This is a genomic window from Mycobacterium sp. D16R24, assembly GCF_002013385.1.
Lineage (GTDB): Bacteria > Actinomycetota > Actinomycetes > Mycobacteriales > Mycobacteriaceae > Mycobacterium.
This window is the reverse complement of sequence record NZ_MAEV01000026.1, coordinates 32,271-53,357: the sequence shown is the minus strand read 5'-3', so window position 1 is coordinate 53,357 and position 21,087 is coordinate 32,271. Positions and strand designations below refer to the sequence as shown.

Sequence of the window (21,087 nt, the reverse complement as noted above, 5' to 3'; positions counted from 1 at the left end):
TACAGCTGCCAGATATGACATAGCAGCCATGGACGGCAGGTGTACCAAACCCCGGCGCACAATTCCCCGCTCTCAGACAGCGGGGAAGGACACGCCACCTGACCCCTGCTCGCTGCCCCGTTTCACACAGCGAGCGGGGGTCACCACAAGCAAGGAGACATGGTGGCGCCTGACCACACAGTTGTCACGATAGAAGACCGCAAGCCGCTGATTGCCCCTGTGCGCGTTCCGGTAAGGGATCACACACCACCACGCCGATCACCCCCCACGACTGCACACAGAGCACCGAATCACCCCCCGGCCTCCACCCCCCGGTGGCCTATCCCAGCGCCACGGGCCGAAGCTGCTGATTTCGGTCTCTGCATTGCACACAGAACTGTTTTTTGGTGCCCACGGGCCCGGCCGCATAGAGAATGCGCAGGTAGGACATGGTAAGTCGTAAGAATGACAAGACCGCGGGTGATGCTCTGGTAGAGCGGATCACCGCTGAGATGCTTGAGTGTGGTCTGAGGCCCGATGGGCGAGAGGCCGAATGGCTAGAGCAGGCCCGGAATCTGGCGAGTCGGATCACTGAGCTCGAGGAGTGCATCTCCACTGACGGGTTGTCGGTGGTCCTCAATAGCGGGCGTGTGGTTCTGCATCCCGCTATCGCTGAGGTGCGTCAGCATCGCGCGGCACTGGCTCGGGTGCTGGCCGGTATTCAGATGGAAGAGGCCGCCACCAAGGATCCGGCGAAGCAGAAGGCTGCACAGGTCAAATGGCGGGCCCACAACGAGGCTCGGAAGAGGGCGCAGGGCGTTGGCTAGGCGTATCAGGCCGGAAGCTGCGGCCATTGACGGTCTGCGAGATCTGTTGATCGCCGGGACCGTGGCCGCACTGGAACGGCTAGAGAACAACACAAGCACTGACGTCTACGACTTTGGGCAAGAGTGCGACCGACTGCGCGATCGGCTAGCCGATCTGGCAGACGGCAACGATGTGTTGATTCACCGCTGGGGCGACGGTGTGACACCCGAAGTGGACTGGCCTCATGGCGTACGGCTGTGCCGCCTCGTCGGGGATGTTCTGATGCCCGCCGACAACGAGATCATACGAAGACAGGAAGTGGCCCCATGAGCGGTGTGACAGGTTGGTGGGCCGAAACCATCATCGAACCCACAGCGGCGGAACTCACTCTCACGGGCGGTGTCCCGGACGTTGTTGTCACGGAAAACGTTCTCATAGAGCCGACACCCGGCGAGCTGACGTTAATCGGCGGGCGGCCGGCGCTTCGCCAGACGGTGCGACCAGAAGCGGCGGTATTGACCCTCACGGGTGGGGTGCCGACTGTCTCGATTGGCAGGGTTATCACGCCCACGCCCGCAACTCTGACGCTCACCGGCGGAACCCCATCGATCGGCCTGACAGTGGCTCCCACGCCCGCAAGCCTCACCCTCACTGGCGGCACCCCAACAGTGACCATCACAGCCCCGATCTCGTATGTCTCTTCCAACGCGAGCACGACTAACTCGGTAACTATCCCGACCCATCAGGTCGGCGATCTGATCCTGCTGTGCGCGTTCGATTCACAGAACACAGCGCCTACGAAGCCCTCGGCTGGCGGCACGGTGCCGAACTGGAACTACATCGACAACACCAATACCTCTGCCGGACAAGCGGCTTTGACAACGGCGTGGTTCAAAGCCACCGCCACCAACACCACCTCGGGCACGTGGACGTGGGCAGAGCAGATGATCGCCGTAGTGATCACCGGGTCGGTCGCAACCTCTCCAATCGGTGGGCATGCCGCCGTTGGTGGCGCTGCCGTCAACGTCACCGCACCGTCAGTGACGCTCACCCACGCCAATGGGTCCTCGGTCCTGCTGCACTTCCACGCCACCGCTTTCCTGAACGGTGCCGGGTGGAGCTCCGCGCCTGCTGGCTACACACGCCGCGTCGTCGCGGGGCCGTCCAGCTCACGGTCCATGGTGCTGAACACAAAAGACTCAACAACCACGGACGGATCGCTCACTCAACCGGATGGTTCCTCGGGATGGGCTTTCGCCGCTGCGACTGTGGAGATCATCAACTAACCGTGGGACGCGGCATGCCTAGACACCTGACTGGAAAATCCAAAGCAATGTCATGGTCGCGGTCTACACTTCGAGGCAGCGACCCCGATCGACGAAAGAGCCCCTGGGCTCTGGCTAACGCCTAGTTGATCGGGGGTTCGTTATTTTTGCAGTTCAGAAGTAGTATTGGGTGCCCCATTTGAAGAGGTCGAAGGTGGAGTTGACCTTCCCCTGAATCAATTCGAAGCTCCGCGCGTCCCCCCGCTCGTAAAACCGTGTGACCGCCCAAGTGAGGTAGTCCACAGCTTGCAGAGCAAAGTCGGATTCGTCACGCCAGAACGCTAAAGCCCGTTTCACTCGGTACGGGAGGCACTGCGTCATGACATCTTCGATCGCTTCGCGGAATGCCTGTCGCTTCTTCCTCGTGCCCAATTCAGCGGCAACTATGAGCGCTTCATCGTTCTCGCGAAACATCTGGTTGGCGTGATACTTCAAGTGGTAGTACCAGGCGTACTTGTAGAGCATTTCCTCAGTGGAACGTATGTGCGCCTGGCTCTTCCGCTTCTCTAGCAGGGTTACATCGAAGCGGAAGTTCAGCTGCCGCAGGACTTCAAAGACCTCGTCTCTAACATACTGTTTGTCGGTAGTGGCATGGAAGGCGGAATCCAAACCGTGTGAGCTCCAGGCGAGTTCGTCTCGGAGTGACGACATGGCTGAGCGGAGCTGGATAAGCTCGCTCTCCGTCACAAACAGGCTCCCGACTGCGAAGAACCTGGATACGTTAGGGTCAGCGCGGCACTGCAAATCGCCGCTCTCGTCTGAGAAGAGGTACTTGCGCATAGATACCCCCGTGTCGAGTTTCCGGCCTGAGTACAGGTAGTACCACCACTAGATGCGGTGATACGCGGAATTGGGAATCTCCAGATCACGAGTGTGCATTTGGCTGTGGACAGCCGTTAGGCGATGTCTCGGTCTCGCGGTACCGGCCGGTCAAAGCCCCTCCGGTAGCTCTCTTACGGAGGGGCTTTTTGTACCCAACCCCTCGGGAACAGAATGTCTGAAGGTTGCGTTAGATGTACAAAACGTACAAAATGTACGAACGGTACCCGCAACACTCAAACAAGGACGTGGCTTCATGCCTGCAGTGAAGAGTGGTCCGCATCAGCCGCTCCAGTACGACACTCTCAAAGACAGCAGGGCACACCTTTCGGATGTCATTGACACTGCTCAAGACGGTTTGTTGGTTAGCCTGCGGCGTGGACGCTCGAATCGAGATTTACGAGCTGGCTCCGTCGCGGTGGTTAAGACGACGGTGTTGCGTGATCTGTTAGAGCGGATCGTTGCCGACTCGGTCGAGGTGGATTACAACTCTGGTGAGGGTCTGTACACGGCGGCCCTACGTGGACTGCCACTAGCCGCGGAGGGCGAGTCATTGTCCGACGTTTTCGACGACCTGGTTGACGAGATCCGCGATTACGCGGAGGACTGGGTTAGCCGTCTACGTTTTGCGCCCAACCATGAGGGGAACGTTCCCATCGTCTACCTAGCGCAGACGATGTCTGACGATGAGCTCCACGGCTGGTTGATGACGCAGGCCGGTGACTAGCTGGCCGGTTGCCTCGCGCAAGGATCACCAGAAGTTTTGCGAGGCAGATGGTTGGGTTTGCGTTTCGCACGGCTCGGGTCGTCGGGGTAAGAACAACGATCATGTTCGATACGAACTGACACTTCGAGACGGTCAGATCCTCAGGACGAAAATCTCGCACCCGATCGGTAAACGGGATACGTACGGCATTGACTTGTGGAAGCGGATACTGCGCGACCAGCTGTGCGTCACCGAGGAAAAGTTTTGGGCCTGCGTAAACGGCGGGATTCGCCCCGAGCGGTAAGTACCTCGCTGTCATACCCACGACATACCGTCCGAGTGTGGTCAAGCTCCACGTCAACAAGCTCACGACCGGCCAAACGGTGTGCACCGTGATGCACAACTGGGGCCGCGGCGTCTGGACCGAAACCATCACTGGCGACCTACGTGAGGGCAAGGAGTACGCCCGATTCGAGGTCCAGCCCGGCATGGAGGTCAGGATCCCGCTATCTCAACGGCAAGATTGTCGCGGAAACCCGGACCCGTGGTGAGGTGTACATGATCCGGGCAACCCCGCCACCGTGGCAGTACCAGAGGGGCTGACAACCGTAGGCATGGCCCTTATCGCGGTGTTACTGTGCGCGTAGTTGTTAGCTACCAGGGGGTGCGATGTCTGGCTACTTAGGTGCAGATGCCGACGGTCTGCGGTCGGCGGCAGCTCGCAGTGCGGGGCTAGCCGATGAACTCGCGTCTGGCGGTGCGGGAACTGGGTCGGGCAGCCAGCCCAGTCACGCTGGGGTCGCCGCTGTCGATGGCGCTGCCATGTCGATTCGTGGTGCCCAGTCGGGCCGCGTCGAAGGCCAGTCAGGCGACATGGCCGCTGGTGGCAAGGCCTATGACGACACTGTGGCTCGTAGCGCCGCGGACATTGCGAGATCGATGTGAGCCCCGCTGTGGCGGCAGTAGCGACGCCGAGCCGGTCGCAGATACAGAGCTGGGATGCCGGGCACCTGGAGCAGGCTGCGTCACGGTGGCAGAAGATGGCCAGCGAGTCCGAGCGGTTATTTGAGCAGCACCAGGCGAATATTGCGGCCCCCGGTGACACCGAGTGGAAAGGTGTAGCCAAGGATGCCGCATGGGATCGGGTAACCGCCGATCTGTCGGTGGTCCGCAGGCAGAGCGAAGCCCTCCGGGGAGCCGCCGACACCGCAACCAGAGGCGCCGAAGACGTTCGGGGCGCGCAACGTAAAGCCTTGGAGTCCATCGCCGATGCGGAGGGCAAGGGCTTCACAGTGGCCGAAGACCTGTCCGTCACCGACGCCAACTCGTCATCGGATGAGGATGCACAGGCCAAGCGCGCAAAAGCCGCCAAGGAACACGCCGAGTTCATCCGGTGGCGCGCGGGTGCGCTCGTCGCAGCCGATACCAAGGTGGGCAAGGATCTAGCCACCAAAGCCGCTGAGCTGGAGGGCATCACGTTCGACGGCCAGGGCCGCGACGGCACGGTTCAGATGCTCGATGACGGTGACCGCAAGTCGCCCAAGGACGAGTCGATAGAGCGCGCCGCCGAGCCGCGCAACCCAGTGCCTGAGCCTGGTAAGTGGCCACCTCCAGGCACACCCATTGAAGGCGGGACACCTGGCGGGGAGCCTTTCCCGGATAGGCTTGGTGATCCGGTGGAGGGCACCACACTGCCTGAGCAGCCCAAGCCTCCCGCGTGGGAGCCCAAAGACGCTGGCGCCGGTCCGTTCGGTTCGTGGGAGCCGCGCAACCCCGGCGACTGGCTTGCTAAACAAACGGTTGAGGCTGGGGTCGAACTTAAGCAAGGCGAGATACCGCACGCGGCGCGGAATTTGGAGCACTACCTCGGGGCCAGCGGTGCGCCGCTCCCGCAAGATGTGAAACAGATGCTTGGCGATATCCCTGACTTCCGTAACGGAGTCGATACTGTGACAAGAGATTTGGGCGCTGACGCTATTTCAAGGGCGCAAGCGACCGGGGCCACTGGACCGTTGACCTTCCCTATTAATACCGAATGGCTGGGCTCAGAGGCTCGTCAGTCCGCCACAGGGGCAGAACACGACTGGTTCTTGGCATCGGGACGATTCGACTACAACCTGGCCGGGCAAGTCACTGTGTTCCCGCCCTCTGATGGCCGCGATTGGCGCTACGAGGTGAGCGCCGATGTGAACACCCGCGACCGGTATAACTGGGACATAGGCAAGCTCACCCCAATCATGGGAACCCCCGTCACCGATTCGCAAATGGCCCGCTTCCACCTCATCGGATACGCACAGGAGTTCACCATGGGTGGCCGCACCGGGATATGGCGCTCTGGTGGCTAGAACACGCGCGCTCGCCGCCACACTGCTGGTATGCGCCGCAGTTTTATCGGGTTGCATTGGCACACAGCAGGTTCACCAGTCAACGACCACGACAACATCCAGTGCATCTCCAAACTTGCCGCCTATAGAGGAAGCCCGGCAGATCATGGGCGACTTCAACATTGCCTTGCCGACCAGAGCTGAACACGTGCAAGTCGTTAAGCCACCCTTGGAAGACTTTCGCGCCAAAGCCCTCATCAGCTTCGTCGCTCCACGCGAAGAGGTGATGAATCAGACCTGCGCGAACGTCAAATACAAGGGATACGAACGGCGCCCGCTCATCGGAGCCTCCTATGAAAAAGGCATCCTTGAATACGCAGGTATCACGATCGACCGCAACGACTACGGCTCATGCGATCAATACATTGGTGGGCGCGGGATTCTTGTCCTGATTCCCAACGCCGAAGGCGGCATCACCTACGTGATCGTGTACCACGTGCCCTACCGCTGATCGCTAACGGTCTTGCGGATCTGATGCCAAGCGCTGCCGCGCACGTCGGCGGTCTATCCGATGCGACCGCTTCTTGAGCAACTTGCGCACACCAGCACGACGCATGCTGACGAGCATGTGCCGCGCGCCGGTGAATGCATCCCATTCATCGCCGTTCGACTTGTGCTCACTGCGCATGAGTCCACGGTGACACGTGCGGAACCCCTTCCGCAACGGAGATTTAGAGCCTGGTGGGCGGTTCGGACGGCAGAGACTTGTAGAACGACTTGAGGTCATCCGGGTCATACAACGGAGTGGTGCCGTCATACCTGGGGCACAGCTCCCCGTTCCGCTTATGCTCGTCCAGCTTGTAAAGGCTGATACCGAGAGCCTCTGCGGCTTCCTTGCGGTTATAGGCGATCTTGATCATCAGTGCTTTCTACTCGAACGGATAAAAAGCCAGCTCATGGCTTGTCGGGTACACGGGTATATCTGGGCGCATGACTCAACTTGATTTCGCTGACCGGCGGTGCCGCACGACTGAAAATCCAGTCGGTGCTCTGGCTGCAGATGACGCTGCCAAGTACTGCGGCATCTCACGATCAACCCTCGACCGTCACCGCAGGGCGGGAAATGTCTGCCCCAGATACCCAGGAAGCAAACCGGTGTACCTGATCACTGAACTCGATCGATTCCTCGAAGCTCTGCCCTCAGAACCTAAGTCGATGTAGCACGTTCAAAACCAAGGGTGTCCATGAACTCGGACACCCTTGCCCTGAGCTGCGTTTTTCGGTGTAGACCGTAAAAGGGTGTCGTCGGAGATCGACACCCCCCTTACACCTCGGTGAACTGTTCACCGAGGTGATCGAGCGCTCTGGCGATGTCCTCTGCCTCAAGGCCACCTGAAACGACAGTATTAGTGCGGTTGTCGGTCAACATGAATGGGCCGTACTGCGCGAAGCGTGGGGAGGACTCGGGAATCTTCGTGACGCGCAGACCAAGAGCGTCAGCCTGGCGACGTAGAGAGCTGTTGATAGACATGGGGCGTGGACCTTTCAAATGAGAACGGATAGATATCCGTGCCACGCCATGAGATCCCAGAACGGGATAGAAACCGAACTCTACCCCCGACCATCACCTAGCGGAAGGGGCCGCGCACTCTACTTCTTCACGCAGTGATGAAGTAGAGGAGAAGCCATGGGGCTGTCGCGAGGGGTGTCCCAGTTCGCGGACATCCTCCTCGGCTCCCGTCGAGGATGTGTATCGCTGTGCACACCCCTCGGGGGGCAACGGGGCAACATCCTGGTCGCCAATGCACCTGGATATGACCCCGAGGGTCACGTGCGGGTCACAAGTCGAATCGATTTCCGTGTACTCGATGGCACTGCAATAGACGCGTCTCCCCAGGTCGCGACACTGTGGAAACCCACTGATACTCACCGATATTCACCCGTTCGACTTCCCAAGCTGAATACGCGGGTTCGATTCCCGTCATCGGCTCCACGAAACATAGCGTTAGAACTGCTTCACCAGACTGACCGAGCGATTGACCTCCGAGAACCCCAGCCCCTCATAGAGTCCCACGGCACCGGTGGGGCTATCCGCGTCAACGTCAAGAACGGCCCGCTCAAGCCCTTCGTTTTTGTAGGTACGCATGGCGTACGTCAACACCGCCTGCGCGAGTTTGCGTCCACGCCAGTCGCGCCGGACACCCACCAAGTCGATGAACCCGAACGAGTAACCGTTCGCCTCCCACTCCTCCTCATTGACGTCACTGAGCAGGTACGCGGCGACGGTATCCTGTCCCGCGGCATCACGTGCGACGACGACGAATGAGAGGTCAGCGCGGAACGCCTTCAGCCTGTGGTCCGATTCCCAGTCCACGCGGGCGATCGGCTGGCTGCCCCAATGATCACGGAACGCCTCGTTGTGGGCGTCCCGGGTTGCTTCAGACCATTCGGGACCATAGGTCTGGATCCGCATGCCCTCAGGAAGAGTGACGTCAGGGATGGGTTGACTGAGATCACGCTCGAGCTCATGCCACCACCTCACCGATTCGTATCCGTTGCGGTGGAACAAATCGGTCATCCAGACAGCGTCTTCCTCCGCGACTCCGGCGAGCCAACCAGGCATGCATTCATCCGATTCCACGAGATGCTGCAGCCCGCGCTGCTCCTGCCAACGGAGCAGACTGGTCCCGATTCCTTCGCCGCGCCGGTCGGGATGAACGGTGCCATCCAACGTCACCCATACGACAGTTTCATTGCTGGACTTCACCGTTGCCGAGCCGAACGCGACCGCTCGCCCCGATTGGTCGACGGCGATGACCGAGTCGAGCGCCGGATCGAAGTCGTCGTCATCGAATTCTTCTACGAGTTCGTCCATCATGACCAGGCTCGTGGGGTGATCAATCGCTCCCGAGGCTCGCCAGAGGTCGAACAGCGGCGGTATGTCATCTTCGGTTGCTGCCCGCCACGTCAAGTCATCTCCGGCGCTTGGCATTTCCACCACGGCCGGGGCACTGACTCGTTCGCTCAGCGGGACGGGAGACGCGTGCAGCTCTTTGGACGTCATCGGTCCAATCTATTTCTGACCCCAATAATGCCGCAACGGATTTAGTCGCCCGCAGCCTTCTTCGCGGGCTTGTCCGGGGCGCTGGGCTTCTTTCCCGAGACGTCTCCCAGCACCTTCTTGATGGCACCGCCCAGCCCACGCATCACGTTGGGCTGCTTGGTCGTCGGAGACACCCCGGGATCGGGTTTCGACATGAGCACCGGCGGCTTCGTCAACAGCTTCGGCGTGAGGCCGGGCCGCGTCGTAGGCGCCTTCGTCGGCGGGGTGACCTTGGCGGCTTCCGTCGCCTTACCCGTTGCCTTGGTGTCCGTTGTTGTGGCCGCCGCCACCGGCGTAATCGGGATGGGCTTGGTCAGCGCATCGCGGATCGGCGCAACCGACTCAGAGACCGTCGTTACCACCGACTCCCCCGTCGCCTGCACCGCCTTTCCTACATCTCCGGTGCTTCCCAACGTCGCCAGAAACGCATTGGGCACCCGCGTCACGATGAGCGTGAGCTGCTCTGTCGAATGGAACGCCACCGCCCAAAACACCTCAGTGCCGCGCACCGCGGCAGCCTCAAGCGGCGTATGCACGACGGGCACGGACTCGGGACCCGGGGGATTGTTCAACGCATCGGACAGATCGGAGCGCGCGTGCCCAAGAACCCCCGGGAGTTGACCGGGCTGAGTGAACGCCGCCTCGCCGATCCGCACGAGCCCCACCGCGATCACCTCGGTGCCGAACTGTGTGCGTGGCACCACCTGATCCAGGTCGGTGCGAATCAGCCCGGTCCACACATCGTTGGCCACCCCACTGACCGTCGCGCCAGCCAGTCCAAGCGCCTGCAGCACGGGCTGTCCCGACTGCAGCTGGGTGACGAACGTCCCCGGCGCCAGCAGCGCCACCATTGGCACCTGGACGGCACCCTGGACGACGAAGGGGCAAATCAGCGAGCAGTTCTGCACCTGATTGGCCAAGAACTGGGTGATCAACGCACCGGGCGGGGCTTGCACCGACGCCGCGGTGAGATCGACGTCGAACCGTGCGCTATGCGCGGACGGTCCCGGCGGAGCATTCACTCCTACGGACGTCGCGAGTACCGCTGATGCACATGCCACCGCGAGAACTCTCACGCGGTAACCACGAACCAACCCACCGTCAGGTTCGATCGCGGCGAAAGCCGGTTAGGCCCCGGCTTCCTCCGGCACATCGTGGCGCACCACGCGGACCTTGCCGCGCGGCAGGCTCGCCACGTACCCGTGGTACTTGCCGTAAATCTCCCACGCCGTGTCGAAGTCGTGATGCGGCACATCAATCACGTGGTCGTCGGAGAACTCCATGTGCAAATCGCCTGTGTCGCTCCACCTGGCCTCGATGCACGTAGCACCCGAGATGCTGAAGAGCGGACGCTCCTCATCCAGGATCGCCTTCGGATCAACGCAGACGATTTCCCGTGGCCACCTCCCCGCCGGGGGAAGCGTGAGCCACATCGGCACAGCGATAACCACCTCGTTGTAGTCACCCAGGCTGATTACCAATCCGTCACGGAACATGATCCGCTGGACCGGTAAGCCCTCAATCCATGCTTCGGACATACCTTCACTCTGAACCCACACAAGAGGCCCGCACAAGGGGTTGACGCCACAAGTTTTATTGTCGAAACTAGTCAAAACGTAAACGTTATTTGTGCTGCCCGCAGACCTGAGCAGCACACTGTTTGCTTGGCTTTCTCGACGTTTCCAGACTCCCGCCAGGACGGCGGCATCACCGCGCTTGACGAACGAATTTCGCTTGGGTGCCCTAGCATTCGCTGTGAGCTAGCAGCGTGGCTAGCACGCGGGCGAAAGGTACACCCATGACAGCGGAGCTATCGGAAGACATCGACCAGCCGCGGATCACCCCGCGCCCCGCCCACACGGCCCGCCCACAGCTGCCGCGTCGTGGCGACCTAACCCTGCGGGAACGCGCGCTGGTCGAGACCTCCGCACTCACCGATGTCGCCCTTCGCACCGTCGGGGCGCTGTCCGTCATGGGCGTGGTGGCCCCGAGCCTGGTCATCGACCGCGAGTTCGTGGCCCGCGAGCGCGACAACCTGGCCTTCTACGGCGAGCTCGCCGCGATGGGCGATGCGGATCTTTCCTTTCCGGCACCGGAGACCACGCCCGTGGTGTTCTCTCGCCCCGCCGGGCCGGTCGCGCAAGCCCTTGCCAAGGGCACCGTCGAGAATCTGGATTTCGAAAGCCCTTACGTGACACGCAATCCGGCCTTCCGGGACTACTGGAAGCGCTTCCCACACAACAGTGTCGCGCGGGCCCAGCACTGGCGTCATGACGACGGCCCCCGCCCCACCCTGTGCGTCATCCACGGCTTCTTCGGATCGCAGTATCTACTGAACGGGGTGTTTTTCGCCCTACCCTGGTTCTTCCGCAATGGATACGATATTTTGCTATATACCTTGCCTTTTCACGGCCGACGTGCCGAGAAGTACTCACCGTTCAGCGGGGCCGGGTACTTCAGCCACGGATTCACCGGCTTCTCCGAGGCCATGTGTCAGGCCGTTCACGACTTCCGGATCTTCGTCAACTACCTACGGGGCACCGGCGTCGAGAGGATCGGCCTGACTGGTTTGTCGTTGGGCGGTTACACCACCGGACTGATCTCCACCGTGGAGCGCCGGATCGATGTCGCCATCCCCAATGTTCCCGTGGTGGATGTGAAATCACTGCTGCACGGCTGGGTTCCGGCGGAGCCCACGATCAAGCTCGCCGCCAAGCTGGGCCACCTGAATCAGGACCAGCTGAACGCGGCCCTCTCCTACTCATCACCGCTGACGTATCAACCGGTAGTACCCAAGGAGCGGCGCCTCATCATCACCGGGCTCGGCGACCGCCTAGCACCTCCGGAGCAATCCGAGATGCTGTGGGAGCATTGGGATCGCTGCGCACTGCACTGGTTCCCCGGAAATCACATCCTGCACGTGAACCAGGGCGACTATCTGCATCACATGACCGACTTCCTCGACCGATATCTCGGCACTAACCCTTGACCGCCGACACCAGGTTGATCGAATTGAACATGTACCAGGCGGGCTGACTCGGCTCCGGCAAGGCACGCCCCGAAACGTTCAGGCAATCCAGCAGCTCGGTGCGTTTCGAATCCCAACCGCGGCAATGGAACCAGGTCGAGGCTTCACTGCGCTGCTCGTTGTAGATCAAGGAGAAGAAGTCGGAGTTCGACTGATCTCCACTTTCCTGGGCGCCCGCCACCAACATGTCGAAGACCACGTCGGCGTACGTCGTCATCTGCTCAATACCCACGAAGCTGCCCGACGCGGCCAGCTGGTCAATGGACTCGAAAAGTCGTTCCTGCGCATCGGCCGGCAGATAGATCAACAATCCTTCGACAATCCACGCCGACGGCGCCGATGGATCGAAACCCTTGTCCCGTAGTGCTTTACCCCAGTCCTCGCGAAGGTCCACAGAGATTTCCTGGCGAGACGCCTTGGATTCGGCGCCATGCTCGGCGAGTACCTCGCGCTTGAACTGATGCACCAAGGGCTGGTCCAACTCGAAGATCGTCGTCCCAGGAGCCCAGTCGAGTCGATAGGCCCGCGAGTCAAGCCCCGAGGCCAAGATCACCACCTGCTTGACTCCGGCCTCGATCGCCTTACCGAAGTAATTGTCGAAGTAGCGGGTGCGAGCGCCTTGAAAGCTCACGAAGTACTGCCCGAATTCCTCTGAACGCAAAGGGTGTTCGGGTACGCCACCGGCGACCAGGTCGGCCCACTCCCCGCCGGCGGCACGACAGAACACCTCCGCGTACTGATCGGCGGCCAGCGGCGCGGGTTTAGTGGCCTCGAGCGCTCGGCTGGCCGCCACGAACAGCGCCGTCGAGCCGACACTTGTGTTGATGTCCCAATTATCGCGATCGGTACGCATGGTCGCGACAATACCCCGCAACTGTGACAACTAGGTTGACATGCGTGGGCGCGTGGATGGCGCTAGTAGGCACCGTCGCTGCGCACCACCGCGCGGAACGTGCGCCACAGGATGGACACGTCGGACACCATGGACCAGTTCTCGACATACGACAGGTCCAACCGCACCGCCTCATCCCACGGCAGATCGGAACGCCCACTGACCTGCCACAAGCCGGTCATCCCGGGCTTGACCAGCAGCCGACGCTTGATGATGTCGGTGTACTCCTCGACCTCCCGGCGCAGCGGCGGCCGGGGACCCACCAGACTCATCTCACCCCGCAGCACATTGAACAGCTGGGGCAGCTCATCGAGGCTGGTGCGGCGCAGGAACCTGCCCACCATCGTGACCCGCGGATCTTCGCGCATCTTGAAAAGCGGTCCGGCGCCGTCGTTTTGTGCCAGCAGCTCGGCCACCATCTGGTCGGCACCCGCCACCATGGACCGGAATTTGATCATGCGGAACGGCTTGGACCGCACACCGATGCGTTCGGCCGAGTAGAACACCGACCCGCGTGACTCCAGCTTCACCGCAAGGGCGCAGGCCAACAGAATCGGGCTAAACGCGATGATGAGCAACAGCGCACCCACACGGTCGAACAGAACCTTGTGCATGCGTGAAGCACCCTCGTACTGGGGCTCTGCCAGATGGATCAGCGGCACGGACCCGGCCGGGCGCACCCGAACCCGGGGCTGGTCGACGTCGAAAACACCGGGCGCGACCAGCAGATTGACACCGATTTCGCTGAGATGCCAGGCCAGTTCGCGCATCTTCTCCGGGCCGAGCTGCTCGGTGGCAGTCACCGCCACGGTGTCCGCACCGGCCTCCAGTACCGCGGCGATAATGCGGTCCTCCGAACCCAGGATGGGGATCACCCGGTCGATGACCTCAATGTTCTGGCCCGGTGCACCCAGATATCCGGGAACACACACGCCGACGACGCGATACCCGAGCGCGGTGTCACGCCCGAAGGCCTCGGCGAGGTTGAGCGCCGCGGCGTCGCCGCCGAGCACCACCACTCTGAAGATCTGCTTGCCGCGCGCACGCTGACGGTTGAGCCAACTGCGACTGAGTTTCCGGTTGAGCAACAGGAACACGATTCCGACGAGGAAGGACATTCCCATCGCGAAACGCGAGACATTGAATTTGAACAGCACGCTGACGATGGCGAAAAGACCGAACATGTGGAATGTCGCGCGCAGTACCCGCTGATACTCCTCGCCACCACTGCCCATGAGGTGTGGTTCCCTGCTGCGGTACACACCGAGCAGCAGCGCCCAGTAGCAGAAGAAGCCAATCCTGATCCACAGCTCGGTGGCGTTCATCGGGTTGGTCGCGTTGCGCAGTTCGATCCAGGTCCAGCCGGCGACCGCGACGATCAGGGTGTCCGTGAGCATCAGCCACCGGGTGTAGCGCTCGCCCCACTGCGCGGCCCGGTGCCCCGCAGAGGTTTGACCGACCGTTTGTGATCGGCGCGGGCGCCGCACGCTGCCGATCCGGCCCCTCAGCCGGGTCGGCGCAGGCGAGCCTTCGTTCACCGCGACCACGAGCGTGTCCTTCCAGAACAACCCCAACAGCAAAAACCAAAAAGCCCTGTGTCATGAAGCGCCAGACGCCGAGGTCTCCGTGAAACCCGGCGATGACAACCGTCGCCCGAACGAATCGGGTCGGTGGCCACGCGAAAGATGAAACGCCCGTTACCCAGTTATGTACGGAACGAAATGTATCCAGAGAACTGCCACCGGGCAACACCTCACCACCAGCGGGCTGCAATTGTGATTGAGATCACCCGCCCGCCCGGTAAATGTACAGATTGTTCTTACTCGGAAATGAATAAATCAGCCTTGACCTGGGCAAATAAACAATTCCGTCAAGTCGAAGCAAAGTTCGTCATGTACAAATTAGCTCACTACAAACGTCGTAACGAGGGCCGCCAGCAATGCCGCCGACGATCGGAAGAAGCCGTCGGGCAACATCTGCGAAAAAAGCAAGGGGCCATCCGTGGCGGCCAAGGGGTCATGGGCTCACCCATTTTCGACCTGACAGATTTTGCTCACCAGCAGCAGAAGCGCCCACTAACTCTGGCAACGGCGGTAAACCATATGGTCAGCACGTCAATATGGCGCACGTCACACCGCTAACTGGATACGTGTGTTAGCCCAATATGGTTCAGACCAGCGCGCGGCCGGTGCGGATTCTCCAGTCGAGATCGATCATCAGCGCGTTGAACGGGAAGCGTCGCAGTCCGTTAGGCAGGAGGCGATTCGCCACACCAAGTAGCGTGACGACGGCCCGGAAGGTTCGCTCGCGTGCCGGACTCCAGGGCAGCCGCATCTCGTCCCGGAACCGCTGCGGCAAGAATCCCGTCGAGATGAGTCGCGAGAAGGCACCCACCGGCCGACGCATGAACCGCGGTACCGCAATGGCCGCGGAAATGATCCGATACAGGTACGGCCGCACGTGATCGTCGATGTGGACCAGGTCCAAGGATTGCTCCCAGTACGCATCGAACTCCGCGCAGGACTTCGGCCACATCGCGAGAGGCATCTGCAGCGTCGTCCCCATGACGGCACCCTCTTGCAGGCACCGCTCGGCCATATCGGCCGACATCGGACCTACGAAGGCCTCGTACACATCGACGAATCCCTTGTAGAGGCAGATCGCCACCCATTTCTGCAGATCCGGGTCGAAGGCGTTGTACTGCACCGTGTCCCCTGGGGCCAAGCGAACCTGCGCATGGGAGCGATTGGTCGCCTTGCGGAATGCCGCCTTCTGCTCCGGGCTCCCCAGGGACGACACCGCCAGGAAGGTGAAGGTGGTACGGGCCCGCTTCACGGGGTGCAGATCGGCGCGGCCACTTTCCACCTTGCTGTCGACGACGCCGTACCCGACGCCTGGGCGTGCCAACTGCATGACGATGTTGGCCGGGCCTCCCAGCAGGGCCAACCCCATCAGGTTGTCGGCCATATTGCTGTGACGCCGCCAGGACCACCACGGCGACAGACGCGCGGCGGGAGGCACCGGCTCGTCACGACGGCTCCGCGTACCCGGACCTCCGTCGCCGACGATCGATTGATCGACCTCTGACACCCGTTCGATTGTCACCGTTGACCCCTTAATCTGCGAACGCTTGTTCTCAAATATCTTCCAGCGGGATACCACCTGTCAAGATGTACTGGTGACGTCATCGCGGGTTTATGGAGGCGTGCAGGCTCCTGACCGCCAGGCCGAGCGCCGGAACCGGCTGTTGGAGGCGGGTCTGGACCTGCTGACCTCTGGCCCCGCACCCACTGTGACGGTCCGCGGCGTGTGCAAGCACGCCGGTGTGGTCGCCCGGTACTTCTATGAGAACTTCACCGATCTCGACGAATTGACGGCGCAGGTGTACGACGGCGTGATCGGCGAAGTCGCCACCTCCACACAGAAAGCCGTCGACGCCGCGCCGCTGCGCAAGAAGACCGAGGCAGGCGTCGCCAACATCGTGCATGTTATCGCCGCCGATCCCCGGATAGGCCATCTACTCTTCGGCAGCAATCCCGCTAATTCGGTGATCGCACAACGCCGTAGCGCGGCAGAACAGCTTTTTGCCGCTCTGTCCGGCCAGCACCTGAACAAGACATATCAGCTCCCGAACGACGAATCGATGCGCGCCGCCGCCTATTTCGCCGTCGGCGGCGTCGGTCAGACGCTCGCGGCCTGGGTGACCGGCCAATTGAAGCTCAGTGCAGACGAGCTTGTCGTCGTACTCACCCGGCTGCTCGATCCGGTCAGGCGGTAGCGACTTCCCGTGGGGTGCGCTCGGCAGCCGTCTTCGGCACAACACGGACATCGGCTGCGCTGAACTCCTTGGTCCAGCATGCGAATTCGAGTGTAATTCCGTCAGGGTCGAGGAAGTAGAACGACCGCACGTACACGCCCGGGTGTAGTTCCTTCGACACCTGGAACTCACTCTCGTCGTGGTTGAGAATGGGTCCCACTCGCACACCCTTGGCCTTGAGCTTGACGCGGTACTCATCGAACTTCTCGGCGGGAACATGCAGCGAGATGTGGTTCATGGAGCTGACGGCGCTGATGATGTCGCCGATTCCCGGGATGGCGGCCGGGGCCGAAATGCCCGGGACGCCGTCCGGCGCATCCTTGAACCAGAAGAAGGCCAGACTGTCGCCACCGCCGGCATCGAAGAAGAAGTGTTGCCCCTGCCCCATGGGCAGATCGAGCGACTTGATGAGCGGCATGCCCAGCACGTTGGTGTAGAAGTCCACCGTGCGCTCCATGTCCGAACACACAAGCGCCACATGGTTAAAACCGCCGAACTCGAATTCGGAGTTGGGGTTGTTCGGTTTGATCATCGTCATGGGGAGCCTCCTTGATCCGACCGCATGACAGCCTTGCGTTTTACGCTAATCTGAATCTAACATCAGATTCAGAAACGGGTCAATAGCGTATGACGAGCAGACAGGGGTGAGCGTGGTCCAACCCACCGTGCGAGGCCGTCAAACCCAGGCCGCGATCGATGAAGCCGCGCGAACCGTCATCGCCCGCAAAGGAATCCTTGCCACTACCGTCGCCGATATTGCCAGCGAGGCCGGCCGGTCCACGGCGTCGTTCTATAACTACTACGACTCCAAAGAAGCGATGGTCGCGCAGTGGGCCATGCGATTTCGCACCGAGGCGCAGGAACGGGTCTCCTCGCTGGTGGCCGAGCCCCGGGCACAGACAGATAAACAGCGCGCACGAGACATCGCGACCGCGCACTGGCTCACCTGGCGCCACCAGTTGGCCGAGATGATCAGCGTCTCGCAGATGGCCATGATCAGTAGTGAGTTCGCCGAGTTCTGGAATCAAATATGTTCTGAACCCATTGATTTCCTGACAAGCACCATCAAACGGGCACAGCGTGACGGCTACAGCCCCGGCAATGATCCGCATCTCATGGCCACCGCGATCGTCTCGATGATGAACCAGTTCGCCTACAACCAGCTCAGCCAGGGCAATGCCGCCACCGTCAACGACGATGCCTGCATAGACACCCTGGCCGGAATCTGTTATCGCGCCATCTATTCCAAGGAGGTCTGCTGAACATGACGACGATCGTGCGGGACTTTATCGGGCTACCATCACCGACCGCCGGACGCAACGGTGCCGGTGGGCATCCATGCCAGGGTCTGTATCACCGGGCGGCCGGAACCACGCCCAAGGTCGCCTTCATCGCCACCCACTATCAGATCGACTTCTCCGAGCATTACATCGCCGAATACCTGGCCCGGCACGGGTACGGATTCCTGGGCTGGAATACCCGATTCCGGGGATTCGAAAGTCACTTCCTACTTGACCACGCGCTGGTGGACATCGGCGTGGGGGTGCGCTGGCTACAGGAACAGGCAGGCGTGGAAACGGTGCTTCTGCTGGGCAATTCGGGGGGTGGATCGCTAATGGCGGCCTACCAATCGCAGGCGGTGGCTCCCAAGGTGACACCGCTGGAGGGCATGCGCCCGGCCGAGGGCCTGGACAGCCTGCCCGCCGCATCGGGCTACGTCGCCAGCGCCGCCCATCTCGGCCGCCCCGATGTGCTGACCGACTGGATGGACGCCTCGGTGATCGACGAGAGCGACCCGGCCTCCACTGACCCAGCCCTCGACCTGTTCAACGAGGAGAACGGGCCCGCGTACTCCCCCGCCTTTGTCGCCAAGTACCGCGAAGGCCAGGTGGCGCGTAATCACCGGATCACCGCGTGGGCACTCGACGAGCTCACGCGGGTGCGCGCGGCCGGGTTCAGCGACCGTGCCTTCACCGTGCACCGGACTTGGGCCGATCCCCGCATGGTCGATCCCACGCTGGAGCCCACCAAACGCCCGGCCAATCTCTGCTACGCGGGCGTGCCGGTCAAGGCCAACCGCTCCACCTTCGGAATCGGTTGTGCCACCACGCTCAAGAACTGGCTCGGCATGTGGAGCCTGTCGCACGCCCAGACCCGTGCCGAGCCACATCTGGCCGATGTCACCGTCCCCGCCTTGGTCATCAACGCCGATGGGGACACCGGAGTCTTCCCCTCGGACGCCCAGCACATCCATGACGCACTGGGCTCGACCGACAAGTCCCAGGCCTCCATCGACGCCGACCACTACTTCCAGAACCCTGGGGCTCGCCAGGAGCAGGCAGATACCATCGCAGAGTGGGCAAGCACGCGGTGGGACTGAGATGAGCCACTCGCGCGAAGATCATCGGGTGAGAGTCCTCGCACACTTTCCGGGCGGCCCACGCGTCCGTGAACAGCTTGCACCGCACACCGATTGGCTCGACGTCCATTTCTGCGCCGAGGACGACGACGACACCTTCTACGCCGAACTGCCGCACGCCGAGGTGCTGTGGCATGTACTTCGTCCACTGTCCGCCGACGACCTCACGAAGGGCGAACGGCTGCGGCTGATCCACAAGTTCGGCGCGGGCGTGAACACCATCGCACTGGACGCGGCGTCCGCGCAGGGCGTCGCCGTCGCCAACATGCCAGGGGCCAACGCACCGTCGGTCGGCGAGGGGGCGCTGCTGTTGATGCTGGCGGCCCTGCGACACCTGCCACGGCTGGACCAGGACATTCGGGCCGGTCGCGGGTGGCCCACCGATCAGTCCCTCGGCGACACCGTTCGCGATATCGGCTCCTGCACAGTCGGATTGGTGGGATACGGCAACATCGCCAAGACCCTGGAGCGGATCTTGCTGGCGATGGGCGCCACCGTGGTGCACACCAGCACCCGCGACGACGGCTCTACCAGCTGGCGCAGCCTCGATGACCTGTTGACCAGCAGCGATATTGTGTCGCTGCATCTGCCGCTGACCGATGCCAGCTCCGGCCTGCTCGACGCTGCGGCGCTGGCCCGGATGAAACCCGGATCGGTTCTGGTGAACACCTCACGCGGTGCGGTCGTCGACGAGGCAGCGCTGGTCGAAGCGCTACGACAGGGCCCCCTCGGGGCCGCGGGTCTTGATGTCTTTGCGCAAGAACCGGTCTCACCGGATAACCCACTGTTGGCCCTGCCCAACGTGGTGCTCACGCCGCATGTCACGTGGTTCACCGCCGACACCATGACGCGCTACCTGGAGCATGCAATAGACAACTGTCGGCGTATACACGAGGGGATGCCGCTAGCTGACCGGGTGCGCTAGGCTAGCGCCCGAAGATTTACACTAGGCAGAATTCGTAAAAATTCGTACAACGAACACCACAATGGCGTGGGAGGACGAATGGGAACAACCGTGCAACTCGCGGGCAAGGTCGTCGCCATCACCGGCGGAGCACGCGGAATCGGCCGGGCCATCGCCACGGCATTCGCCGCCCAAGGTGCGAAGGTGGCGATAGGCGATATCGATAAGAAGCTGTGTGAGAACACCGCCGCCGAGATCGGTCACGGCACCATCGGTCTGCCACTCGATGTCACCGATTACGGCAGCTTTGAGGCCTTCTTCGACACCATCGCGGCCACCGTGGGACCCGTCGACGTGATCGTGAACAACGCGGGCATCATGCCGATCACACCGTTCGGGGAAGAATCACTCGAATCCATCCAGCGCCAGCTCGACATCAATGTGCGCGGCGTCATGTGGGGCAGCCAGCTCGCCGTCCAGCGAATGAAGCCGCGCGGTGGCGGCGTGATCGTCAATATCGCGTCGGCGGCAGGCAAGATGGGCGTGCCCGGACTCGCCACCTATTGCGCGACGAAGTGGGCGGTGGTCGGCCTCTGCGAGTCGCTGACCCTCGAACTCAAGGATGACAACATCTCCGTTGTCTGCGTGATGCCCGGCGTGGTTAACACCGAGCTGGTGGCCGGCCTCGACGAGCATTGGCTGCTGGGAATCGTTCAGCCCGAAGACATTGCCGCCGGCGTACTGAAGGCCGTGCGCAAGGGCAAGTTCCCCGTCATGGTGCCCAAGAAACTCGGCCCACTGCTGCGGACAACCGCCATGCTGCCCCGAGCGCTATACGGTCCCGCAGCGCGATCACTGGGGATGGATCACTTCATGCTCGACGCCCATGGCACCTCGGCGCGTGCCGCATACGAGGACCGCGCCAGCCACAGCGAGCCCAGCGCCGAATAGTTAGGAAGCAGCC

Annotated in this window: 26 protein-coding genes; 15 read left to right on the top strand and 11 right to left on the bottom strand. The window is 61.8% G+C overall.

Going from position 1 to position 21,087, the window contains the following annotated elements; all coding sequences use genetic code 11:
- Positions 1-428 precede the first annotated feature (428 nt).
- From B4383_RS21010 to B4383_RS21000, 3 genes are read left to right on the top strand one after another with little or no spacing between them, the layout of a single operon-like run.
- The gene (locus B4383_RS21010) at positions 429-806 is read left to right on the top strand and encodes a hypothetical protein (RefSeq protein ID WP_286150706.1); all 378 of its coding nucleotides are present in this window, start codon (positions 429-431) and stop codon (positions 804-806) included.
- Positions 799-1,116 (top strand): hypothetical protein, encoded by a 318-nt coding sequence (locus B4383_RS21005; protein WP_078293122.1) that lies wholly within the window; start codon positions 799-801, stop codon positions 1,114-1,116. Before B4383_RS21010 ends, B4383_RS21005 begins: the two co-directional genes overlap by 8 nt.
- Positions 1,113-2,072 (top strand): hypothetical protein, encoded by a 960-nt coding sequence (locus tag B4383_RS21000; RefSeq protein ID WP_078293121.1) that lies wholly within the window; start codon positions 1,113-1,115, stop codon positions 2,070-2,072. The genes B4383_RS21005 and B4383_RS21000 overlap by 4 nt, the downstream gene beginning before the upstream one ends.
- A 153-nt stretch (positions 2,073-2,225) precedes the next feature.
- On the opposite strand, the gene B4383_RS20995 is transcribed toward B4383_RS21000, so the two are convergent.
- On the bottom strand, positions 2,226-2,891 hold the full coding sequence (locus B4383_RS20995; protein WP_078293120.1) for a DUF3800 domain-containing protein: 666 nt from the start codon (positions 2,889-2,891) through the stop codon (positions 2,226-2,228).
- Between the two features lie 295 nt (positions 2,892-3,186).
- On the opposite strand from B4383_RS20995, the gene B4383_RS20990 reads away from it, so the two are divergent.
- The 5 genes from B4383_RS20990 (at position 3,187) to B4383_RS20965 (ending at position 6,471) form a co-directional block, all read left to right on the top strand.
- On the top strand, positions 3,187-3,657 hold the full coding sequence (locus B4383_RS20990) for a hypothetical protein (RefSeq protein ID WP_078293119.1): 471 nt from the start codon (positions 3,187-3,189) through the stop codon (positions 3,655-3,657).
- 320 nt (positions 3,658-3,977) lie between these two features.
- Positions 3,978-4,187: a hypothetical protein gene (locus tag B4383_RS20980; RefSeq protein WP_286150703.1), complete on the top strand. Its 210-nt coding sequence runs from the start codon at positions 3,978-3,980 to the stop codon at positions 4,185-4,187.
- Positions 4,188-4,305: 118 nt separating this feature from the next.
- Positions 4,306-4,581, top strand: coding sequence for a hypothetical protein (locus B4383_RS20975; protein WP_078293117.1), 276 nt, complete (start codon positions 4,306-4,308; stop codon positions 4,579-4,581).
- The gene (locus tag B4383_RS26785) at positions 4,578-5,981 is read left to right on the top strand and encodes a hypothetical protein (protein WP_176138415.1); all 1,404 of its coding nucleotides are present in this window, start codon (positions 4,578-4,580) and stop codon (positions 5,979-5,981) included. Before B4383_RS20975 ends, B4383_RS26785 begins: the two co-directional genes overlap by 4 nt.
- Entirely contained in the window at positions 5,947-6,471 is a 525-nt protein-coding gene (locus B4383_RS20965; protein ID WP_139360950.1) for a hypothetical protein, read from the top strand. Before B4383_RS26785 ends, B4383_RS20965 begins: the two co-directional genes overlap by 35 nt.
- A gap of 3 nt (positions 6,472-6,474) precedes the next feature.
- Here the strand turns inward: B4383_RS20965 and B4383_RS26780 are convergent, their stop codons facing one another.
- The 6 genes from B4383_RS26780 to B4383_RS20935 all read right to left on the bottom strand — a co-directional run bounded on the left by B4383_RS26780 (position 6,475) and on the right by B4383_RS20935 (position 10,601).
- A complete protein-coding gene (locus tag B4383_RS26780; RefSeq protein WP_176138414.1) occupies positions 6,475-6,648 on the bottom strand; it encodes a hypothetical protein in 174 nt (57 codons plus the stop codon).
- Positions 6,649-6,691: 43 nt separating this feature from the next.
- Entirely contained in the window at positions 6,692-6,880 is a 189-nt protein-coding gene (locus B4383_RS20960) for a hypothetical protein (RefSeq protein WP_078293115.1), read from the bottom strand.
- Between the two features lie 404 nt (positions 6,881-7,284).
- Positions 7,285-7,491: a hypothetical protein gene (locus B4383_RS20950; protein WP_078293113.1), complete on the bottom strand. Its 207-nt coding sequence runs from the start codon at positions 7,489-7,491 to the stop codon at positions 7,285-7,287.
- Positions 7,492-7,965: 474 nt separating this feature from the next.
- Entirely contained in the window at positions 7,966-8,952 is a 987-nt protein-coding gene (locus B4383_RS20945) for a GNAT family N-acetyltransferase (RefSeq protein ID WP_286143783.1), read from the bottom strand.
- A 113-nt stretch (positions 8,953-9,065) separates the two neighbouring features.
- On the bottom strand, positions 9,066-10,085 hold the full coding sequence (locus B4383_RS20940) for a hypothetical protein (RefSeq protein WP_078293111.1): 1,020 nt from the start codon (positions 10,083-10,085) through the stop codon (positions 9,066-9,068).
- A gap of 105 nt (positions 10,086-10,190) precedes the next feature.
- On the bottom strand, positions 10,191-10,601 hold the full coding sequence (locus B4383_RS20935) for a DUF6188 family protein (RefSeq protein WP_078293110.1): 411 nt from the start codon (positions 10,599-10,601) through the stop codon (positions 10,191-10,193).
- Between the two features lie 260 nt (positions 10,602-10,861).
- Between B4383_RS20935 and B4383_RS20930 the strand changes: the two genes are divergently transcribed.
- Positions 10,862-12,052: a prolyl oligopeptidase family serine peptidase gene (locus B4383_RS20930; protein WP_078293109.1), complete on the top strand. Its 1,191-nt coding sequence runs from the start codon at positions 10,862-10,864 to the stop codon at positions 12,050-12,052.
- On the opposite strand, the gene B4383_RS20925 is transcribed toward B4383_RS20930, so the two are convergent.
- Both B4383_RS20925 and B4383_RS20920 read right to left on the bottom strand, forming a co-directional pair.
- Positions 12,042-12,944 carry a class I SAM-dependent methyltransferase gene (locus tag B4383_RS20925; protein WP_078293108.1) on the bottom strand — a complete coding sequence of 301 codons (903 nt, stop codon included), beginning with the start codon at positions 12,942-12,944 and terminating at the stop codon, positions 12,042-12,044. The genes B4383_RS20930 and B4383_RS20925 overlap by 11 nt on opposite strands.
- Positions 12,945-13,006: 62 nt before the next feature.
- Entirely contained in the window at positions 13,007-14,530 is a 1,524-nt protein-coding gene (locus tag B4383_RS20920; protein ID WP_286143777.1) for a sugar transferase, read from the bottom strand.
- A gap of 228 nt (positions 14,531-14,758) precedes the next feature.
- Here B4383_RS20920 and B4383_RS26445 point away from each other — a divergent pair, with 228 nt between their 5' ends.
- Positions 14,759-15,124: a hypothetical protein gene (locus B4383_RS26445; RefSeq protein ID WP_139360948.1), complete on the top strand. Its 366-nt coding sequence runs from the start codon at positions 14,759-14,761 to the stop codon at positions 15,122-15,124.
- 28 nt (positions 15,125-15,152) lie between these two features.
- Here B4383_RS26445 and B4383_RS20915 read toward each other — a convergent pair whose 3' ends face one another.
- A complete protein-coding gene (locus B4383_RS20915) occupies positions 15,153-15,950 on the bottom strand; it encodes an oxygenase MpaB family protein (RefSeq protein ID WP_286143782.1) in 798 nt (265 codons plus the stop codon).
- A gap of 208 nt (positions 15,951-16,158) precedes the next feature.
- On the opposite strand from B4383_RS20915, the gene B4383_RS20910 reads away from it, so the two are divergent.
- On the top strand, positions 16,159-16,761 hold the full coding sequence (locus B4383_RS20910) for a TetR/AcrR family transcriptional regulator (RefSeq protein WP_078293179.1): 603 nt from the start codon (positions 16,159-16,161) through the stop codon (positions 16,759-16,761).
- Here the strand turns inward: B4383_RS20910 and B4383_RS20905 are convergent.
- Positions 16,751-17,332 (bottom strand): VOC family protein, encoded by a 582-nt coding sequence (locus B4383_RS20905; RefSeq protein WP_078293177.1) that lies wholly within the window; start codon positions 17,330-17,332, stop codon positions 16,751-16,753. The genes B4383_RS20910 and B4383_RS20905 overlap by 11 nt on opposite strands.
- Positions 17,333-17,450: 118 nt before the next feature.
- Between B4383_RS20905 and B4383_RS20900 the strand changes: the two genes are divergently transcribed.
- The 4 genes from B4383_RS20900 (at position 17,451) to B4383_RS20885 (ending at position 21,074) form a co-directional block, all read left to right on the top strand.
- The gene (locus B4383_RS20900) at positions 17,451-18,062 is read left to right on the top strand and encodes a TetR/AcrR family transcriptional regulator (protein WP_078293178.1); all 612 of its coding nucleotides are present in this window, start codon (positions 17,451-17,453) and stop codon (positions 18,060-18,062) included.
- A gap of 2 nt (positions 18,063-18,064) precedes the next feature.
- Positions 18,065-19,180 carry an alpha/beta hydrolase gene (locus tag B4383_RS20895; RefSeq protein ID WP_078293106.1) on the top strand — a complete coding sequence of 372 codons (1,116 nt, stop codon included), beginning with the start codon at positions 18,065-18,067 and terminating at the stop codon, positions 19,178-19,180.
- Position 19,181: 1 nt separating this feature from the next.
- Positions 19,182-20,144 (top strand): 2-hydroxyacid dehydrogenase, encoded by a 963-nt coding sequence (locus B4383_RS20890; RefSeq protein WP_078293105.1) that lies wholly within the window; start codon positions 19,182-19,184, stop codon positions 20,142-20,144.
- Between the two features lie 78 nt (positions 20,145-20,222).
- Positions 20,223-21,074: an SDR family oxidoreductase gene (locus B4383_RS20885; RefSeq protein ID WP_078293104.1), complete on the top strand. Its 852-nt coding sequence runs from the start codon at positions 20,223-20,225 to the stop codon at positions 21,072-21,074.
- Positions 21,075-21,087: the final 13 nt, after the last annotated feature.

What these genes read in the sequence shown, in the direction of transcription:
- B4383_RS20950 (WP_078293113.1), bottom strand. Translation starts at nt 7,491, where the DNA reads ATGTCTATCAACAGCTCTCTACGTCGCCAGGCTGACGCTCTTGGTCTG.
- B4383_RS20945 (WP_286143783.1), bottom strand. Translation starts at nt 8,952, where the DNA reads ATGCCAAGCGCCGGAGATGACTTGACGTGGCGGGCAGCAACCGAAGAT.
- B4383_RS20975 (WP_078293117.1), top strand. Translation starts at nt 4,306, where the DNA reads ATGTCTGGCTACTTAGGTGCAGATGCCGACGGTCTGCGGTCGGCGGCA.
- B4383_RS20995 (WP_078293120.1), bottom strand. Translation starts at nt 2,891, where the DNA reads ATGCGCAAGTACCTCTTCTCAGACGAGAGCGGCGATTTGCAGTGCCGC.
- B4383_RS26780 (WP_176138414.1), bottom strand. Translation starts at nt 6,648, where the DNA reads ATGCGCAGTGAGCACAAGTCGAACGGCGATGAATGGGATGCATTCACC.
- B4383_RS20890 (WP_078293105.1), top strand. Translation starts at nt 19,182, where the DNA reads ATGAGCCACTCGCGCGAAGATCATCGGGTGAGAGTCCTCGCACACTTT.
- B4383_RS20905 (WP_078293177.1), bottom strand. Translation starts at nt 17,332, where the DNA reads ATGATCAAACCGAACAACCCCAACTCCGAATTCGAGTTCGGCGGTTTT.
- B4383_RS20895 (WP_078293106.1), top strand. Translation starts at nt 18,065, where the DNA reads ATGACGACGATCGTGCGGGACTTTATCGGGCTACCATCACCGACCGCC.
- B4383_RS20990 (WP_078293119.1), top strand. Translation starts at nt 3,187, where the DNA reads ATGCCTGCAGTGAAGAGTGGTCCGCATCAGCCGCTCCAGTACGACACT.
- B4383_RS20885 (WP_078293104.1), top strand. Translation starts at nt 20,223, where the DNA reads ATGGGAACAACCGTGCAACTCGCGGGCAAGGTCGTCGCCATCACCGGC.
- B4383_RS20930 (WP_078293109.1), top strand. Translation starts at nt 10,862, where the DNA reads ATGACAGCGGAGCTATCGGAAGACATCGACCAGCCGCGGATCACCCCG.
- B4383_RS20935 (WP_078293110.1), bottom strand. Translation starts at nt 10,601, where the DNA reads ATGTCCGAAGCATGGATTGAGGGCTTACCGGTCCAGCGGATCATGTTC.
- B4383_RS20915 (WP_286143782.1), bottom strand. Translation starts at nt 15,950, where the DNA reads ATGGCCGACAACCTGATGGGGTTGGCCCTGCTGGGAGGCCCGGCCAAC.
- B4383_RS20925 (WP_078293108.1), bottom strand. Translation starts at nt 12,944, where the DNA reads ATGCGTACCGATCGCGATAATTGGGACATCAACACAAGTGTCGGCTCG.
- B4383_RS21000 (WP_078293121.1), top strand. Translation starts at nt 1,113, where the DNA reads ATGAGCGGTGTGACAGGTTGGTGGGCCGAAACCATCATCGAACCCACA.
- B4383_RS21010 (WP_286150706.1), top strand. Translation starts at nt 429, where the DNA reads ATGGTAAGTCGTAAGAATGACAAGACCGCGGGTGATGCTCTGGTAGAG.
- B4383_RS20960 (WP_078293115.1), bottom strand. Translation starts at nt 6,880, where the DNA reads ATGATCAAGATCGCCTATAACCGCAAGGAAGCCGCAGAGGCTCTCGGT.